This window comes from Bradyrhizobium sp. 132 (assembly GCF_023074185.1).
In the GTDB taxonomy this organism is placed as follows: Bacteria; Pseudomonadota; Alphaproteobacteria; order Rhizobiales; family Xanthobacteraceae; genus Bradyrhizobium.
In genome coordinates this window covers 1-18389 of sequence record NZ_JADPKY010000016.1, presented here as the reverse complement: position 1 = coordinate 18389, position 18389 = coordinate 1, and the positions used below count along the sequence as shown (strand labels likewise).

The 18389-nt window shown below is 59.9% G+C and carries 12 protein-coding genes and 6 pseudogenes; 2 read left to right on the top strand and 16 right to left on the bottom strand.

Annotation, left to right across the window (positions count from 1 at the left end; all coding sequences use genetic code 11):
- From IVA74_RS01625 to IVA74_RS01605, 5 genes and pseudogenes are all read right to left on the bottom strand, one after another.
- Positions 1-261: pseudogene (locus IVA74_RS01625) on the bottom strand (P-type conjugative transfer ATPase TrbB); the annotation flags it as partial.
- Between the two features lie 574 nt (positions 262-835).
- Positions 836-2131, bottom strand: a complete 1296-nt coding sequence (dctA, locus tag IVA74_RS01620) for a C4-dicarboxylate transporter DctA (RefSeq protein WP_247339238.1) — start codon at positions 2129-2131, stop codon at positions 836-838.
- 538 nt (positions 2132-2669) lie between these two features.
- Entirely contained in the window at positions 2670-3884 is a 1215-nt protein-coding gene (locus IVA74_RS01615) for a TlpA disulfide reductase family protein (protein WP_247339235.1), read from the bottom strand.
- A gap of 214 nt (positions 3885-4098) precedes the next feature.
- A pseudogene (locus IVA74_RS01610) lies at positions 4099-5347 on the bottom strand (MFS transporter).
- A 151-nt stretch (positions 5348-5498) separates the two neighbouring features.
- The gene (locus IVA74_RS01605) at positions 5499-6161 is read right to left on the bottom strand and encodes a hypothetical protein (protein ID WP_026233707.1); all 663 of its coding nucleotides are present in this window, start codon (positions 6159-6161) and stop codon (positions 5499-5501) included.
- A 962-nt stretch (positions 6162-7123) separates the two neighbouring features.
- Between IVA74_RS01605 and IVA74_RS01600 the strand changes: the two genes are divergently transcribed.
- Positions 7124-7294, top strand: a complete 171-nt coding sequence (locus IVA74_RS01600) for a hypothetical protein (protein ID WP_247339234.1) — start codon at positions 7124-7126, stop codon at positions 7292-7294.
- 1124 nt (positions 7295-8418) lie between these two features.
- Here IVA74_RS01600 and IVA74_RS01595 read toward each other — a convergent pair.
- Complete coding sequence (locus IVA74_RS01595) at positions 8419-9414, bottom strand: nitrilase-related carbon-nitrogen hydrolase (protein WP_247339232.1); 996 nt, start codon at positions 9412-9414, stop codon at positions 8419-8421.
- A 175-nt stretch (positions 9415-9589) separates the two neighbouring features.
- Between IVA74_RS01595 and IVA74_RS01590 the strand changes: the two genes are divergently transcribed.
- The gene (locus IVA74_RS01590; RefSeq protein ID WP_247339230.1) at positions 9590-10051 is read left to right on the top strand and encodes a hypothetical protein; all 462 of its coding nucleotides are present in this window, start codon (positions 9590-9592) and stop codon (positions 10049-10051) included.
- 65 nt (positions 10052-10116) lie between these two features.
- Here IVA74_RS01590 and IVA74_RS01585 read toward each other — a convergent pair whose 3' ends face one another.
- The 10 genes and pseudogenes from IVA74_RS01585 to IVA74_RS01535 all read right to left on the bottom strand — a co-directional run.
- Positions 10117-10527 carry a hypothetical protein gene (locus IVA74_RS01585; protein WP_247339227.1) on the bottom strand — a complete coding sequence of 137 codons (411 nt, stop codon included), beginning with the start codon at positions 10525-10527 and terminating at the stop codon, positions 10117-10119.
- A 530-nt stretch (positions 10528-11057) separates the two neighbouring features.
- A pseudogene (locus IVA74_RS01580) lies at positions 11058-11477 on the bottom strand (CopG family transcriptional regulator).
- A gap of 258 nt (positions 11478-11735) precedes the next feature.
- Positions 11736-12885 (bottom strand): annotated as a pseudogene (locus IVA74_RS01575) (type IV secretory system conjugative DNA transfer family protein); the annotation flags it as partial.
- A 201-nt stretch (positions 12886-13086) separates the two neighbouring features.
- The gene (locus tag IVA74_RS01565; protein WP_247339225.1) at positions 13087-13485 is read right to left on the bottom strand and encodes a DUF3363 domain-containing protein; all 399 of its coding nucleotides are present in this window, start codon (positions 13483-13485) and stop codon (positions 13087-13089) included.
- A complete protein-coding gene (locus tag IVA74_RS01560) occupies positions 13443-13673 on the bottom strand; it encodes a DUF3363 domain-containing protein (RefSeq protein ID WP_247339222.1) in 231 nt (76 codons plus the stop codon). The genes IVA74_RS01565 and IVA74_RS01560 overlap by 43 nt, the downstream gene beginning before the upstream one ends.
- A 1198-nt stretch (positions 13674-14871) precedes the next feature.
- Positions 14872-15963, bottom strand: a complete 1092-nt coding sequence (locus IVA74_RS01555; RefSeq protein ID WP_247339239.1) for an IS110 family transposase — start codon at positions 15961-15963, stop codon at positions 14872-14874.
- Between the two features lie 390 nt (positions 15964-16353).
- Entirely contained in the window at positions 16354-16704 is a 351-nt protein-coding gene (locus tag IVA74_RS01550) for a lytic transglycosylase domain-containing protein (protein WP_247403332.1), read from the bottom strand.
- 348 nt (positions 16705-17052) lie between these two features.
- Positions 17053-17567: pseudogene (locus tag IVA74_RS01545) on the bottom strand (S26 family signal peptidase).
- Positions 17564-18026 (bottom strand): annotated as a pseudogene (locus IVA74_RS01540) (DUF2840 domain-containing protein). The pseudogenes IVA74_RS01545 and IVA74_RS01540 overlap by 4 nt, the downstream one beginning before the upstream one ends.
- Positions 18027-18157: 131 nt before the next feature.
- Positions 18158-18389 (bottom strand): hypothetical protein (locus IVA74_RS01535; RefSeq protein WP_247339220.1); only part of this gene is annotated, 232 nt, incomplete at its 5' end.

Sequence of the window (18389 nt, the reverse complement as noted above, 5' to 3'; positions counted from 1 at the left end):
CAATCCTTCGAAACGTTCCCCCGTTTCCGGCAGCTCAGCCGAAATCCGGGGCGAGCCGGGATGAACTTCTGCTCCTACATAGTGCGCGACCAGTCGGACGATTCGTTCGCCATCCGCTGCCGAAAGGCTCTCTCCGGTGTCTGTAAGGCCGCTCGACAGTCGGTCGATCCACAGCCGGCCGTCGGGATTGAGCATCACCTCGACGATTGCCGGATCTTCCAAAAACCCTGCGATGGCGGGCCCCAACGCGGTACGCAGCATACGCGCTCCGCGCAAGTTCGCTTCTGAATCAAAAGAATGGATCGCCACGATTTGCCCCAAGCTGCTGAGGCCGCTTTCGCGCCCTCATCTGAAGGCAAATAAAAGATAGATCGCGTGTTACCGCAACGAAGGGAATATGCTGTTCGTAGTCTAGCGTAGAGAAAGGAACATTTGAAAAGAGCGCCGGCTTGACGCCCCGGCCCCCTCGACCGCGAGGCGAGAAATCAGCAATGAGCAATGGTCCTGAGCTTACTATTTTTACGCCTTTCCCGGCCGCGGTGTTTGCTCAGCCTCCATTGCTTCTCCTGAACCAATGTCGCTCCCTCGCGTGGGCACGATTGAGTTCCCAGTTTTCGAGGAAGCTCAAACGTGGGATAATGAACCACATCAGCCGGCGGGCTGCAGCAGGCACAAATGCCGACGCTGGTCTGGTGCACCACCGTGAGCGTAGCATGACCCTGCACCATTCCCCCTGGAATCAGGGTGGCCCAGTACTGCACGACGGTTGCCGACGCAGAATGCAGGCATTCAGACAGTGATTCTAGTCCGCAATGGCCGAGCTGAAATCGCAGATCTACTTGAGCTGCGCGTGTAGCGAGACATGGTCGAGTTCACCTTCCCACCACGACACAAACACCGCCGCAATACCGTTCCCGATGATGTTGGTAAGCGCGCGCACCTCGCTCATGAACTTGTCTATCGAGAATACGATCGCAATGCCCGGGACGAGGTCAGGACTGACCACGGTCAACGTTGCGGCCAGGGTGACGAACCCGGCACCGGTAACACCACTTGCGCCCTTCGAGGTGAGCATCGCCACAACGAGTATCGTGAGCTGCTGGGCGAAGTCGAGATCGACCCCGAGCGCCTGCGCGATGAACAAGGTCGCCAACGTCATGTAAATGTTGGTCCCATCCAAATTGAAAGAGTATCCTGTCGGCACCACCAGGCCCACGACCGGCTTGGAACAGCCCAGCCGTTCGAGTTTTTCCATCAACTGCGGCAGCGCGCTTTCGGACGACGACGTTCCGAGCACGATCAACAGCTCATCCTTGATGTAGAAGATGAACTTTAGAATAGAAAAACCGACCAAGCGCGCGACCAGGCCAAGCACAATGATCACGAAGAGCCCGGCTGTCACATAGAACAGAGCAACCAAGCTGATGAGTTTACCGAGCGCGGACGGTCCGAATTCGCCGATAGTGTAGGCCATGGCGCCGAACGCCCCGATTGGCGCTGCCTTCATTACGATCCTAATGACACCAAACACCGCGTGTGCAGCATCGTCGACCAGACTGCGCATCCGCTCACCCCGCTGGCCAAGCGCCATCAGCGAGAACCCGAATAGGATGGCAAACAGCAGCACCTGTAGCACGTCGCCTCGGGCCAGAGCGCCAACTACGCTATCCGGAATAATATTGAGGAGGAAATCGACCGCCTTCTGCCCTTCCGCTCTTTTGACGTAGTTGGCTACCGCCGCGGCGTCAGCCCTGGGAGCAAGCCCATGACCGGCCTGAACGAGATTGCCCATCACGAGACCCAGGATCAGCGCGAAGGTTGACACGATCTCGAAGTAAAGCAGCGCCTTGACGCCGACTCGGCCGACCTTTCGTGCATCCTGAACATGCGCGATTCCGGACACAACAGTGCAGAAGATGATCGGCGCGATCACCATTTTGATCAGCTTGATGAATCCGTCACCAAGCGCTTTGACCCAGCTGTTCGTCCCCACAGAAGGCCACAACCAGCCAACGAGAACGCCAATCAGGATCGCGATGAGTACCTGGATATAAAGAACATTGTACCAGGGGCCAGATGGCTGGAACAGGGCGGCGGCTTTAACAGAGCGGCGCTGGCGGTGATTGTACATCACGCTCGACCCGGCGCCGTGGTACCAAAGCGGGGTGACAATGAAGGCACGGCTTCGCTCAGTGCTCCCTTAGCGCGGCGCGCACAGCGCACTGACCGCTTTAAAAAGCCCCGTCCGTTGCCACCGGTTGCCGCCTCTCCCGAATGGGCTTGCGGCCAACGCGAAACAAAGTCCTGAATCCCTTCTGAAACCAGCGGTAAAAACTTGAGAAAGCTTCCTTGAGAGTTCGAATGCATCAGCGTCACCACCCATTTCTATCTTTTTTGGTTGTTCGAAGATGCCACCAGCATGCTAAAAGCCGCCACCCTTAGCAGCCGGCGACCACTCTTCACCTGAGGCATTCTCGCCGCTATCGCGCCGGACAGCGACCGTGCGTTGAAGAGACATTCACCGTAAAGAACTTGTGGTGGTGCGGCGCGCCTGCGTTCACCCCTTCACTCGTCCTATCCTGGCTTCAGGTGAATGCCCGGACATTCCCAAAGGCATCGACTTCGATCGAAAACCACAAGGGCCGAGAAGACATAGCCAGTAGCATTGCTCACGCTGCCTCCATTGGCGATCCCGGTTCCGCCTTTTCGGGAGCTGTGTTTTGCGGTGCCGAACAACACTCCTCGTAACAGAGCTTCTCACTCCTGTAGCTCGCCAAGGCCTGGAGGGAGCACTGCACGAGATCCCGTTTCGCTACATCGGAGGCAGGCGCTGCATCCAGCCATTTCAGCGCCACCTCGACCAATTCGATCGCGCGATTCCTGTTACCGGTCTCGTAATAGTACCGAGCGACCGCCCCGTACGAGAGGAACTTCGCGCCCTCGCTGCCTTGGGGCGGATTCGCCGCGAGAATGTGTTCGGAGAGGTCCTTGCCCATGGCAAAGCGCTCGGCATGTGGGAAACCGGAGTAGTCTTTCGCGGGGTCGAAGAGTTGGCGGATGGCCACGCTCATCCAAACCACAGATTTCTTGTCGATCGCATCGCGAACCAATTGGCGCAATACCGCCAAGCCGGCCCGCATGTCGCGCATCTTGTGAAGCAACAATTCCGCATGAAGCCCACGGAAGGTGACATCGTCCGGCATCGCAGCGAGTGCCTCCTCAACCGCTGAAAGGGCTGCCGCCCAATCCTTAGTATTCATGGCGGCTTCAAGTCTGGCAAAGATCGGTTCCACCAGCGCTCGCTTCTGCGATAGTTCGCGCTTTCTGCGTCTGCCCGTGGTTATCCTCTCCGCATCCAGGGCTTTGGCTTCGTCGCTCACTGCCCAGGAGCCGTTCAGAACTTTGGGCAACAAGTTATCGAGTTGCGTCGGATGGCCGATAAAGGCGAAGCGGCCGTCACGATCGACCACAAATGACGAGGGAATCCCGACAGAAAAGCTGGGATCCATCCAAAGGTTGTTCATTTCGCCGGAGTAGTCGAATGCGATCGCGAAGTTCAGATCTGGCAAGCTCTTCGTCAACCAAGCGTCCAAGCTGGCTCGCGCTTCATCTGCCGTCGAAGCTTGTTCGTGAGCCGCGATGCCCACCACCTCAACTCCGTTGCTCCTGTATTTGCTTTGCAGGGTCACCAAATTCGGCATTGAGGCGATACATGGTCCGCACCACGTCGCCCAAAACTCGATGATGTATACTTTCCCAGGTTCGAACTTTGTAAGGGGTTGGCCACGTAGCCAGTCCTCAACTTTGATGGAGGGAGCCGGCGAACCGACTCTCAGCACATTCTCCGCACCGATTTGACTTGCGCTCTCAGTCACACTGGTCATTGCTCAAATTCGCTTTACCTGGCTCTGTGGAAAACCACAGCAAGTCGCATGCCAGCCAGCGCTCATTGATATTACGCATTTTTCGTATCATTCCTGTCGAACTTGCGACGCATGTCGCATATCCGACCAGCTGTTTGGAGCTTCTTAGGCAATCAGTCGGCCGGACGTCCTTAACGCAGACCGACGAGGCGGGAAGTCAGGCAGAAGGCCGAGTTCACCACTCCACATCATGATCGGTTTCCAAGATAACCATTTCGGCGCTCGGGATCATGACGTGAACTGACCTGCTTTGGCCCGTCGACTTGCGCTTGACGGCGATCTCAGATTTCCAATTCAACTCTTTGAACCAAGGGGCGATGAACCAGACTAGAGCGACCAGCTGCAGCACAACATTCATACTGAACGCCGTCTGATACGCGATTGAGGGGTAGTGTCCGTCCTTTACCGGCCATTGCTCTAGAATTAACCCCGTCCCGTACTGGACGAGGAAAGCCCACCCGAAATGCAGAACGTTGAGCACGCCGTTTGCGCGCGCGATCAGTTGGGCCGGAAAGTAATCTCCGATGATCGCGTAGCTGAGGACGATTGCTGATCCGACCACCGCCACAACGATCCACGACGGTAGCGACGGGAATGGCGGATGCAATATCAGCGCGAGTTCGGCTGCAATGAACACAGCAGCTACGATTGAGAGCAACGTTTCAATGTTCTTGCCATGCCGGCGCAGTGAATCGGCGACCACGCTGAGCAGCAATGCGCCAATGCTTAGGGCTATCGCCATTGCGAGCAATTGAGTGACAAGGCTTGTTCGATCCAACCCTTCCACATCGCTCAGCCAGGACGCTGCCCACAAGGACTGCAGGGCCCACGCGGACCCGATACATGTTGAAGAAATCGGCGCAATTCTCCAGAACCGCTCATCCGTATAGACGGTCTTCAGGCTGAGCTGTCCCTGGAGGGCTCTTCGCAGTTGCCTCATGCTCTGGAACCAAAAAATAGATCGAAGCGGCCGCGGAGGCGCTGGATGCGGCAAGCACCTCAAATAGACCGCGCCAGCCTATCCAGTTAAGCAATGCCTCGGCTGGTGCGGTTGCCGTTACCGCGCCCAGTGCACCCAGCATGATCATACAGCCGTTGATGAGCGCCACGCGCTCTCTCGGAAACCAGAGCACGACTGTTTTCAGGCCAGACATGAGGGAAGCTGCGGTACCGAATGCTATCATCGCGCGAGCAATCAGAAGCGACAGAAATCCATTCGATAGTCCGAAAAGCGCAGCGCCTGCGGCAGCCAGCAGCAAGAGCGCACCCTGGACTCGGCGCGGACCGAAGCGATCCAAGAGCATGCCCATCGGAATCTGGCTGCCGGTAAGGACTAGAAAGTAGATCGAGCCCAACAGCCCCAAATCGGCCGTACCAAGCTCCAATTCAGAGGCGAGGCGGTCACAAATGAGCGTGTTGATCATCCGAAACAGGTAGGAAACATAACATCCCGCTGCAAAGGGAAGGAACACGCAAGAGATGATCCGCCAGCTCCAACCCCGGTTGACCGGCTTCTCGCCTGATCTCAGCCCAGCGGCATCGCTGCGCGTGTTGCTCGAAACGCGGCCACTGGCTTTAACACAAGGCGTTTGGCAGCTGTCGAAAGTGGATATTGCTGCCGCCCTCCTCGGCGACAGCACCCGCGTTTGAGTTTTCACCTACGACGGCCACGCAGTGGGTTTCTTCTTCAACTGGCGCTCGTGGAACGGCGCGTGACGCTCCGCCGCCCATTTCAGGCCCTGATCGGCTGGAACTTCCCGAGCTATCAATTGCCTCCTGCAGCAAGGGCCGGCCAAACCGTACGCGACGATCGACCTGCTCGGCAAAAGCCTTGAAGCGCTCGAGGCCCAGTACGCACGCCTCGTCCTGCTTAGATGGCGGCATCGGCGGCGTCAGCGTGAGGTGGTATCGCACATGGAGAGCCACTGTTTCCGCGATCACCGCAATGTCCGTCCGCAGACTGAGCACCTGCTTATTCGTTCGCTCGATCGCCTCGTAAACCAGACCCTCTATACGCGGCGCCGGATCCAGGAAGCGCTCAAGTGCCGCCTCGACGACGACGCTCTTGCCCATACCAGGGCGGTCAGTCGCGGCTTCGAGTCGCTGGAAAATGCACTCAGAAAGTTGAATTGTTATCTTTCTGGTCTGCTGAGCTTCGCTTGGACTCGGCTGCGCGTCCACCTCAGCTTCATTCCGACTTGAGCTCGGTTCTTCCCGGCGCCCGCCGCTAATCTGCATACTCCAGCTTCCTTCTTTCTGCGACCGCACACCGCCTGCGCTTGCTCGCGCGTGGTCTGGATGTTTGGTCGAAACAGATGAATCGCCCTGCGATGACGCACGACAAAAGGGCCGAGACCGCATGCCGCTTCAACCGCGGGGACATTCTGGTCGCAGCCTGGCGTACCGAAAGAAAGAAGGGGCGGATTCCTAAAGACCAGCGCCAGACGTCGTAGCCTCTTGTGCCTCCAGACAGTCAGGTCGCCGATAGACGCGCGATTTCCTGGACGGTGCGTGCACCCTTACGTCAAATCGACAAAGTTACCGATCCAAAACGAGGCGCAGGCGCAATCTAGATGCGCCCTCGCGCCCTCGAGGTCGCGAACGACCCGCGCGGACGCACCGGCCTTATTCCCTGTGCGGTCATGCGCCTCGTAAGAAGCGCACCAGCTCATGCGCGCGACCAAATACACCCGCGCCTCGCCCGATTTCCGGCATGCATCACCAGCGTGCGATAGGACTTACACCGGTTCGCGTGCCGCACGTCGAGCCCGTCCGACGGCTGTTCAAACGTATCAGCAGGCCCAGTGCGACCACTCACTTGTCAGGAGGCCTCAGGGGAACTGTCGGTCGCACTGGCAGGCGGGTGGATCGCGCAGCGGGTCCCCCTCGTTATGGCTGCAGACGTAGCGCTCGTTGTGCCGGTCCTCGCCAGCCACGCGATTCATCGGTCCGCCCGCACCCCGGGCGTCGCTTCCGGATCGATGGAGGACTGACATGTGAATTGCCCCTGCCGACGGCGAGCTTACTTGCGCCAAATCGGCTGCTACAGCCGCGTTGCAGAACATTCTGCGAAAGGCCCCCCTGTTCGCCCGCCTTGGCATCGGAGCCGCCGATGTACTTAAGTGCAAATCCTGGTGGCGTTGAGTGAGGGCACATCATGGATGTCGAGTTCTACAGGAGCTTTGCAGAGCGGGCCCACGATGGCTGATCAGGCCGATCCGTTCACGCGAAAGCGGCTTCTGGTGCTGGCCGAGAAATACGATGCTAAGCTGGGGAAACCTTCGCCGGCCAGCCGCAATCTTCAACGCACGCTGCCTCTGCACCGCACCGTGCCAGCCGTAAGCGCCATTTCTGATGGTGGCGAAGCTTGAGGAAGAGCGCCGGCAGCGAGGGCGACTGCGAAGCCTGCAGCGGCAGCAAGCATCACCCCTCCAAGGCGCTGCACTTTCCAGGGATGGTACGCGAACTACGCCGGGAAAGGATGCGCACCCAAACCGGAGTGAGCATGCCGGATGGCACCCGTCGACTGCCCTCACCGCACTTCAGAAGCACTGTGGTCACAGCTTGCCGGTGGAGGCATTCACCAAATGGACCGAGGAGCATGCCGGCCAAACGACCGGTAGATGAGTATCGGGACCGATCTGCTCCAGTCCCGTCAGCAGTTGCTGCACGTTCATGCCCGTCTGCGCGGGCACCTGAAAAGTACTGATTGCTCCATCCCGCCAGCATAGGCCTGGATACTGCGCCCTGAAAGTGCGGTTGTTTACTGAGAGCGTGCCAGCGCCTTCCAGAGCACCGCGCGGCGGCAGTTATGAATTTTCATCGCATCTGGAGGCCGGGTCCAGGACACAGCTTTTCGTACTCTTTGGCCCATTTCTCGAGCCGCGGGCTGGGTCCGGATCGTTGAGCGCAACCGTGGGCACCTTCTCGGCGAGTAATCTGGTTTTTGTCGTCCTCCATAAAATTCCTAACCCGAATGGGCGCTCGTGTTGCGCAGGATTGCCCTTGCATGGAGATCACATAGCTTGAGTGCGCGTTCACCTTCAGCCGCCAGCTTCCCCGGCGAGGATCGCCTGGACCTGATCTGTCCGCCGTTTGGCGCCACTCGGAAAGACCTGCCGTGACGAGCCGTCTCGAGCTGACGATGTAGGCTCCCAACATGAGCGGGTCCTCATCGAGGCAACATCCAGATCTCAAGGCGGGGCGCGGCAAGGATGGGCGCGGCGGTCAGCGTAACTTTTCGAACACCTGAAGCGAACTTGCCGCTGCAGTGACCGGGTGCGCTGTAGGCTGAAGGTCATTGGCGAGGCTCCGCAGCTAGTCATTTCTCCAATAGAGAATCGGTCTGGATCATGCCAAGCGGCCCGCATGGCCCTGCTGCAAACAAGCTCTTTCTCTTGCGCACGTGACTCTCGGGCGATTACCTGATCTCCGGCCGTTCGGGTCGAAGCGGGGATGCGCCATCTCCGGCTCGGGCGGGGAGGACCAAAAAATGTCAAGAGGCGTCCGCAGCACGGTCCTCGCGATGAAGGCCGGCAGTCGCCACGCTCCTCGGAGGAATAGTCCGTTCATGGACGTGCGAAGAAGGTGTTCGGTCGATCAGGAGGCTGATCAGTTCAGGGCGACTGTAGTGACCGCTTGCATCCATCACTCTCTTGCGCCCGTCGATTTCGATGAAGTCGAGATCGGCAATCACCTCTCCTTCACCTTCCTTCAGGGGCTCGCCTATCAATTGACCATCGGGGGCAACGATAGCCGTGAAGCAACCGCCGGAAATCGGGGCGATAGCAGCGCCCGTGTCATTGGCAATTTGGGCTTGTTGGTCGGCGTTGAGCCATGCGGTTGCGCTGACGACGAAGCAGGCCGATTCAAGGGCATGCTGTCGGGTGCTCACTTCCGTTTGCTGGGAGAAAAGAGGGCCGAAGATTGAGCCGGGGTACATCGCGGAGTGGATCTGCTCGCCATCGGCAATCAAGGCGTATCTTGCCAGCGGGAGATAATGTTCCCAGCACGCAAGCTGGCCGATCCGGCCAACGGCGCTGTCTACGGCGCGAAGGCCGGCACCGTCGCCTTGGCCCCAGACCATCCGCTCATGATAAGTGGGGGTGATCTTGCGGCGACGCTGGATCAGCGTGCCGTCCGCATCGAACAGGAGCTGAGTGTTATAGATCGATCCTCCGTCCCGCTCATTGGCGCCGACCGAAACGACCATTTGGGCGTCCTTGGCCGCATCACCGATCGCATGCGTCTCCGCAGAGGGTACCGTAAGGGACTGCTCAAGCAGCCTCTGATGCTCCTTGGCAAGCGTGAAGGGCGGCTGGACGAACGAGAAATACGGGTTGTAGGGAATGATGGTCTCGGGAAACGTGGCGAAACGCACCCCCTTTTTGCCCAATTCGCGAATCTTTCTGGTGATCTTCTCGACTGTCCCCTCTCGGCTGTACAACACGGGGCTGATCTGTACGGCGGCTGCCTTAACGATTTTTCTCATTCTCTTCTTCTGCACATTGTGAGTATCCGAGCGTTGCACTGCAACTGGTGTAGAGGATGACGGATGACTCTCACGGGGGCTCTTCGAGCCCAGGGGGGCTTGTTGGACTCAGAGCTGTGTGCGTCTGCCATCGACAGCCACGTCGATGCCGGTGATGTAGGATGCGTCGCCGAAAGTGCGGAAGCTCACGCGCCGCGATCTTCCGTGGCTTACCGAAGTGTTTCGCGGCTATCTGCTCCAGCGGGACCGTTCCGCGGTCTTGCACGCTGGTCTCGGAAATGCCGATGTTTCTAAACAGCGGACTTTCGGTGACGCCCGAGCTCTCGGCGTTTATCCGAGCGCTTCGGCGGATCAGTTGGGTGCCAAGGGCTCGCGTCAAGTGGCACAGTTCGGCCTTGGATGCCGACACAACCGATGTTCCCACGATTCCGACCTGATTGGACGAAGAAGCCGCGATCTCGCTCGGTTTGCGCGCGAGAGGCAGCGCCTTGTGAGTATTGAAATAGAATCCGGGGAAATTGACGAAGACGTCAAAGCTCTGCTGAGTTGTTTGCGCGAGCGAGCCGAGTTTCGCGATTTCGGCATTGGCATCGAGATGGGCTATAACAGTTTCGCGCTTTCCTCCGAAGCGGGATAGCCGGCGCGAAAAATAGCCGAGCCTCGCTGTCGGGATAGCTTCGCGATTCCCTGCAGGACTTTGGCTCATGACGCGTTTTCCGCATCGCTTGGCTTATGCATTGATGGATAGGGCTTTCTGCCCACTGTGTCGGTAGTCGCGTCGGCAACTGCCGTAGTCAAATGATGCGCCATCATGTAGTACGTGGTGAAGTGGCCGCTCTTGCTGGCGATCTTACCGTTCTTGCGAGCGACGCTGCCCTTCTCACGTTTGGTAATCAGCTTCATCTTGCACCGCTTCGCGATCAGGGGCATCGGGACAAGCTTCCATCCTGTGGCCTTGCGCAACTCTGCTTGCGTAACGCCGTCTTGTCGCGAGGCCAGCGAGCTGATCAGATTGATCTTGGTGTGAGGATGCTTGGCCATCATCGCCATCCGGCGGGATTGGGCCTCATTCAACGGCTCCAAGCCAATGTGCTTCTCCAGTTGTCCTTCCATCGAAAGTGGACGATGTAGTTCCGTTCCTCTGGAATTGTGGAAACATATTGCAGGCGGTCTCAGCGGTTGCCTCATTGCAATCTGACGTAAACGGATAACGTTACACCAGTTTGCTGAAGTTTGGGGCAGTGCAAGTTCTCGCATTTTCGACAGGATTTCGCAGACTAAGACCGTGCAAGGTGGATTGCTAACACAGAGGACCTGCGATGCAATCCGCAAAAACTGGTAGGCCAACTATTGAGAAGAGCTTCCGGAACTCTGGAGAGGCTTCCGCTTGCTCAAGCAAGCAGCGTTACTCCATCGAGCGGCAGCTCGAATGCAGGCCGTACCTCGTCTCAACTCGCTTCAGATTTCAGCATTCATGTCATGCGGCCTCCCAGCCCTCAGATATCTGCCGTCGGTCCCGATCTAACGCGCTCGGTCCGTTCGATTTGGCCCTGTCGTTATCTGCGGCCGAACTACTCGGCGCGAGCACCCTCGCAAGTTCCCTTGTAGTCCTGCATCGTCCGCCTGCTCCGACGATTGTTAAATTACTCTGGAATTGCGGCGTTCGAATCCAAGCTCACCTCTTTCAGAACGGTTGATCCGCTGGAACGCCTTCGGCCAAGCGCTTCAACGAATCGATCATAGCGTTCGGCGCATTTGGCGCGAGCGGCTGGACTGGATTGTTCTGGTAATGTCGGCAGCGATGTCAACCAGAAGCGAACGAAAAGGGCGAGCGTCTCGAGCGTGATGCTGTCATTGCGTTCGAGACGCTCGAGCAGCCGTGCGATGCGATCCAGCCGCTTGGCAATAGCCGCCTCGCGTCGGTCGGAATTGTCAGGCGAAAGAAATGACGCGATCGCGGCCGCTGCGACCAGCGACTTGGGCTGGCCACGACGCTCCGCAAAGACATCAACGGTCCTGAATGTCTGCGGATCAAGTTAGATACTGAGCTGAACCTTTTTCACCGATTTGTCCCCACTCAGAGGTCCATGACATCGTCAGGTCGAGGCTGGTCGCGCGCGCTAATCCCTGCATTACGCGGCCTAGCGCTTGTGCCTGGACCGCATCTGCGTCGGGCTCACGGGACCAGCATCGAACTCATGTTCCGCGAGCGGTGCCTTGATTTCGATCTCCTCGTGCTGCGGCAATTCTGGCTCGCGCCGGAGCCACCCGTTCGGGTCGCCATGCTTTCGCTGCCGAGTCGCAAGCAGTTCGATCGAGGGCGCAGGGGGTGGGCGCCCCGACCAGTCCTCATCCGGGCGCGAGGACAAGAGAATTGTTGCTGCTTTAGGGGCTTGAAGATTCGCTTCTGAAATTGCGGGTCCTCGTGATAACGAACCTTGGTGGCACGCAGCGGGTGGAGGCCCTACACCATCACAATCGCCTCTTCCGATGAGAGCTGCATGGCTTCGCCAGGCGTCAGGAGAGGACGGGACGTTTCTTGGCGGCTCACCATCAAGTGTCCAAGCCAGGGGCTTATGCGATGCCCGGCATAGTTTTTCATGGCGCGCAGTTCGGTCGCGGTCTCCAGCGCATCCGAGACGCGCTTAGCGGTGCGCTCGTCATTGTGGAGACGGCTATCCGGATGTAACGATTGTCGAGGTCGCGTGGTTCGGCCCATAGGCGCGTTCTAACTGGTTCAAGCTCTGAGTGATCAGGAAACTGCGAATGCCATAGCCGGCCATGAAGGCAAGCTGGCTCTCGAACAAATCGAGGCGGCCCAGAGCTGCATGACTCGTCGAGCATCAGGAGGAGCTTTTGACGGCGCCGGTCGGGATCCAGGCTCTCGGTCAGGCGCCGTCCGATCTGATTGAGGATGAGCCACATCAGGAATTTTGTGTGGACGATGTCGGATGGCGGCACGACGAGACAGAGTGAAACGGGCTGCGGTTTGTCGACGAGATCGAGAATGCGCCAATCGCTCCGCGCGGTGACCTTAGCAACGACCGGATCGCGATAAAGGCCCAAGAAGCTCATTGTGGTCGACAGCACGCCCGACCGCTCGTTCTCGCTCTTGTTGAGCAGCTCTCGCGCTGCTGAAGCGACGACGGGATGAACGCGATCACCAAGTTGAGCCCCGGCAAGTGTCTTGTCAGCTTCAGGTAGAGGACATGCAGGATAGCGCCGACGAGCAGAGAATGGCTGGTTTTTTCCAATGGTTGCGGCGCTCGAGCGCCCCTTCGGGATCAACCAGGATATGCAGACATTTTGCGCTTCTCGTACTTCGCAAATTGTAGGCGGCGCTTGCCGTGTTTGTCGGTCGAATAAGATTACATCTCCAAGGCGCGCGCGCCATCCCGAGGTCAACTGGAAATTCTCGCGCTTGATTTCGTGGACGATCAGCGAACGCGGCCACTCCCGCTCGAGCGAAGGCGACCAGGGCACAAGCTGAAAGCCGAGGCCTTTCTCGATCATCGCGAAGCGCCCGGACGCCAGTGACAGACGTCCACGATAATCCCCTCAGATCTGCTCACCTAACATCAGATGACAAGTGCGGAAGCCCCGTTTGCTCCATGAGCCGTCGTGTAACGACGTCGAGTTCGCGGTCGCGGAGGCTTTCGATCACGTTGCGGCTTAGCCGGACCTTGTTGCCATCGCACCGGGCGAGTCCTTGGTCGGCCAAAACATCGATGCGCCATTCAAGTGCGCACGGACCTCGGCGCCAAACGCAATGCGCGAGAGCTCGGCAGGACCTCGCGCGACGAGCTGCCGGTCTAGCCACGTTGCTTCATCCGCCGCGACCTGCTGGTCCAGAAAGAGCTCCGAGCGAACCGCGAGCGCAATCCGTGTTCGACCACGGGTGTCCGCAAACCGGCGCAGTTCCACGATCCCACCGATCGGCCCATCGCCGGCCGCCTCGACAGCAGGAAGCTTCACGTGATGCACACGCCCGTCAATCCCGTCGACAACGGCAAAGGCTGTGCCCTTCATCAAGCCCGCGCCCGATGAGACGGCCAACGATTGGTTCGCCATGAGTTTCGCCTCCAGTGCCCAGCATGCGGGGGTGCGGCTGGCGCCGTCCCGCGTGAGGGCTTTGTGCAGCCGCTGATGATGTCACCGCGCTCGCCCAGCGCGCGCAACCTCGCCTCCGCATCGGGGGCCAGAACCCAGACGGCGGGGCCCGCAGGTTCCGCCAAACCGCGCCGCGCGAGCGTCCGCATGCGCCCGATCCGCTTTCCCGCAATGGATCGCGCCCGGCATCCCGCTCGGACCTCAAATTGATAACGCCGTCCGCCGTCCCCGCTTCCCGGGCAAGCATCCGATCGAGTGTGGTCCAGCGTTCGGCTGTCGTGTCCGCCTCAAGGCTCTGGCGAGTCTCGAGCTCCGAACGAGGGCCAAGTTCGCGCATGACAAGGTCGCTGGCGCCGGCGCGCAAGCCCATAGCGATATAACCGGGACTGATGACGAGGTCGCATCATCAGGCGAGACAATGAACCTGAAATGATGGCGGTCACCCTCGCAACGCGTGACGAAGGCGCAACCGTCCGCATCATCCGCCTCGGCGTCGAATAGTTTGCCCTGAGCGCCGTCTCGTGTGACTCCGTCGCGCTGCAGGTAACCGATATGGGCGCGCAACGCGCCCGGCGAACGCATCCGCCGCACCACCCGCGCCTTGACCATAGCACCGCGGCCGCTGGCGTTGAGAAGCCGTGCCGCAGCGATGCTCGCGGCGCGGCCGCGTCCAAACTTTCCGCCATGGCCATCCTTGCCTCGCGAGAGGCCGCCGGCCTTCTGAGCGGCTGTGAGTACCTGCGGCACAAACGGCTTTGTCCGGGGCGCGCGCGTGGAGCGGATACAGCCGGGACGGATCCGAAGATCATCCTCGCGCGTCATTCCGGCCGCCGCAAGGCATCGAAAGCGGTGTAAGAACAGCGCCTTGGGGAAAGCTGAACTTTGCTCCAGGTCGCCGCAATGTTTAGTCGATCATTGAAATCCATACACTTTCTCTCACAACCGACCGGCCGCACCTTGCGGCTTTTATCCTGCCGTCTTAATCGGTCGGGTCGTCTGCTTGATCTCAGCCATTCTCGCGCCCTTTCTCGTTTACGACAAGTCTCTCTGATCCACGCCATGACATGATGCGCCGCGATGGTCACGAGTCCTGATGCGCCGTGCAGTCTTCCGCGCTCAGCGACGGCACAAAATATGCCGTCGCGGCGCATCTTTCCATCGGCATGACGGAGCCACATCACAGGCAATCCGGCGCGATCGGTCGGCATCCGAAGATGCACCGTCGCAGGCAAGATAACGTGCGCTCCGTCGTCGTTGTGCTGCACCAGTCCTCATCCGCCAGCGGCGGAGCTCCATGTTCAGGACGCGGCGATCACCGCGTCGTTGGTCGGTCGGTGGATCGGCGGCTCATGCGTAAGCCCCGAGCAATTTACGTTGCTTGGCAGTCCGCTCGGCGCGCAGATCTGCCGCGGACGCGTCCGGGTCGCCGCAGTAGAACGTGCCGCCGGTCCATGTCGCATGCATGATCACGGCGAGCTTGCGCGCCACCGCCACCGTCGCCTTGCGGTGCGAGGAACGCTTCGCCAGCGCCAGCCCCCAGGCCTTGACCCTGTCCTTTTTCTTGTAGCGCGTCAGCAGCGCGCTCGCCGCCTCGTACAGCGCCCGCCGCACGTCGCCGTCGCCCGCCTTGCTGATCCGACCCTTGACGTCGACCGAGGATCCCGACTGCCAGCGCCGCGACGTCAGGCCAAAATACGCCGCCACGTCGCGCGAGCGCTTAAAGCGCCAGGGATCATCGACCGCGGTCATAAAGCTCAGCGCCGCGATCGGGCCGACACCGGGAATCTGCATGAACCGCCGGCACAACTCGTGGCCGGCGACCAGGCGGACCACCGAATCGTGCAGCAGCCGGCAGTACTCCTTCCACAGCGCGGCGCGCGCATTGAGCATGGCGTCGATCAGCTCACTGACCAGCGCATCGCCCGCGACCGCCTCGCGTACGGCTTGCGCAAATCCGCCGCGCCCAACCCGGTTCAGGCGGATGCCGAACACTTTCAGCGAGTGACGGATCGCGTTCTCGAGATCCAAAAACTTGCGCTTCAGATTGCGGCGGTGCGTCAGCAACAGCCGCAGCCGGTAGCAGGGCTCGCTCTTGATATGGGCGCGCCGGAACCAGCCGGTGCGCATGATGTGGGCAATGCCGAGCGCGTCGGCTCGATCGGTCTTGTTGCGCTGCGCCTTCAGCGCTGCGCGGACGTGGAGAGTCTCCAGGCAGATCACCGGCAGACCGAGCTTGAGCAGCTCCGGATGCAGCCAGGGCGACAGCGAGCCCGCCTCATGGCCGAGCCGTCGCAAGCGGCCAAGATACGGGTTCAACGCCGCCTTGATCGTGTCCGGATCGGTCACCACTGTCACCTCCAGCGCCACCTTGCCGGTGTCGTCCACCACGCAGATTGCCGTTTCGTCCATGCCGACGTCCAAGCCACAGAAGAATTCCATCGCGCGCCTCCCGCGTTGCTGTAGATGCGCATTGTGCCCGTCATTCATCCCGCAGGCCACTTGATCGCCTCCCGCACGTCCCGGCGCAGACCGATTACGGGCGGCAGTCCTGCCGTCGTGTTTGCCCACTGCTCTCCCCCTTCCGCCAATTGCTCGCTGAAGCACGCCATGGCTTGCGAACCCGCACACCTGGTCAGTGCGACGCTCCCGAAATCGATCGAGGGACGAACACGCCAATAGGCCGAGGTACCAGGGGCGAAACATGGGGCGCCGAGATTGCGGTCGTGGCGCCGCTTGAAGGAATGAGCGCCGACGACCGATCGCGTGTCTTCATCCGATCGGATGGCGCGACGAACAACGTTGCAGCTGTCGATAACTGGCGGCCGGTGGTCAGCGTCGGAGGCAACTCGATGCCAAGCAGAGTTGCAAGCTTGGCCACATACGCTTGCGTCTCGTCTGGCAATGCGCCGCCCGCGATATGCTCTTCGTAGCGAGCTGGTCCCGCATTGTACGCGGCAAACACGCCGGGCCACCATATCGGTCGAGCAGTTCACGCAGATATGCCGTGCCTGCCAGAACGTTGTCGCGCGGGTCGTGGGGATCGCTGCCGAGATTATGGCGCTCGCGCAGTTCTGCCCATGTCGACGGCATGATTTGCGTCAAGCCCATTGTGCCTTTAGGCGATCTGGCGTGCACGTCACCAGCACTTTCGATGTTGATGACTGAACCAATCCAGTTCACCGGAACTGAAAAGCGCTCTGAGGCTTCGTCGACGAAAGCTGCAAATCGGTTACTCGTTTGAGTGACCGCTCGAACCGCGGCCGCTGCGCTCTCCGCGACAGCGGCGCCGTACGGCACAGCGCAGATGAGCAGTATCGAAGCGATAGCCAAAACACACGCGCACAACTGGGCCAAGCATGCCCATCGCGCTCGCGTCCGTCCACGGTAAAGCTGCTCCGCGCCGGGTATTCGGCCGCCCTGGACTGCCGCTGCACGCGGTCGCCTCACAGACACTGATCGGGATGGAGGAATGATCCCGCAATCGATCGAACGGAGGAATGGCGGGGTGAACACGTGGAACACGCACGTTCACTTCTCCCTGGTCCACACCGGCAGCGCACGGCCAATCACGGCCGACGCCGGAAGTAATTCAAAATATCGGCCATCAAGAGAGTCGTCCGACTGCCAGTTCATGAGAAAGAGTTCGCCGTCGCCGACGACGCTGCAGCCCTGCCATTTCGGCAGCGGCCGGCCGCGTCCATCGCGATCTCGCGCCTCGCACCCACCGCAATGCCATCGACCGAAATCGTGAGTCCGTTTCTGCAGACGGTCTGCCCTGGCAGCGCCAAGACCCGCTTGAGCATAGGCACGCCGACCGGCAGATAGCCATTCAGGTCGAGAAAGGTCGCAAGCGGCTCAGGCGGCTGAACGGCGAGCAGCTCGGTGAGATGGAAGCGCTTCTCCGATCGTACGCCATAGAGGCCGATTGGAACGCTTGCCGATGCGTTCCAAATGTAGAGTGGAAGCGGCTGCATGGCGATCGTGGAGACGAGCGCGGCAGCAACCGCAAACGTGGTCGTCAATATCATCAGGCGGCCCGTCATCGCATCACCTTCTGACGGTGAAGCCAAGCCTGGTGGCGCGCATTTATATGAACGCGGGTTCTCGTTGACGGACAGACGGTTATGAACGTGATGCCAATGATCAGGAGCTACGTCGGCGGGATCGATGCCGAGTGCCTCAACGGCATCGGTCATTTGCAGCAAGCGTTCGACCTTCGGCCAGCCTGACAGGCGCAGCAGAATCTCTCCACCGGGTGTCACATAGGGGACGGTCGAGCAGCGCTGTCCAGGCCTGACCGCGCGCAGGATGTCGATCCGCGAAATGACCGTTCCAAAGTCATTGGACGTCCAGCGAACGAAAGCAAAGATGCTGCCTGGCGCGAATGACAGCACACGTCAGTGGCGATCAATCTTCCGTTCCTCGATGATGCGGCCGAACCGAATGCGGTTTTCGATACGCTTCTCCAGCCACAGCAGTTCTACTTCGGTGAGATCTCTCATGCCGCCGCTCCCGAAGACCGGAATGGGGAGCCGTAAGCATTGTCCGGGGTGAAGCCTGTGCGGCTTCTGCCGACGAGGATTGACGGCCCGCGGTTGCCAGTCGCTTGCGAAGCGGTTTCCGGCTTGGTCCGTTAGAGGAAATCCGAAGGATTGCTGATTAGCCGGGGTACTGACCGTTGCCCCCTCGCCGGCCGTGCTGCTGCGAAAATGCTCACAACGATTCGCGAACGGAACGCGCGGTGCGTGCCGCGATCGGCGGTGGAGGTGTCAATCGGCTTGCAACTTTGGCTCTGACGCAATTTTGGTGCATTGGTGATCATGTAGCGCCGATCAAGCGCGCCTGAAGAAGATCGAGCTTGGCGC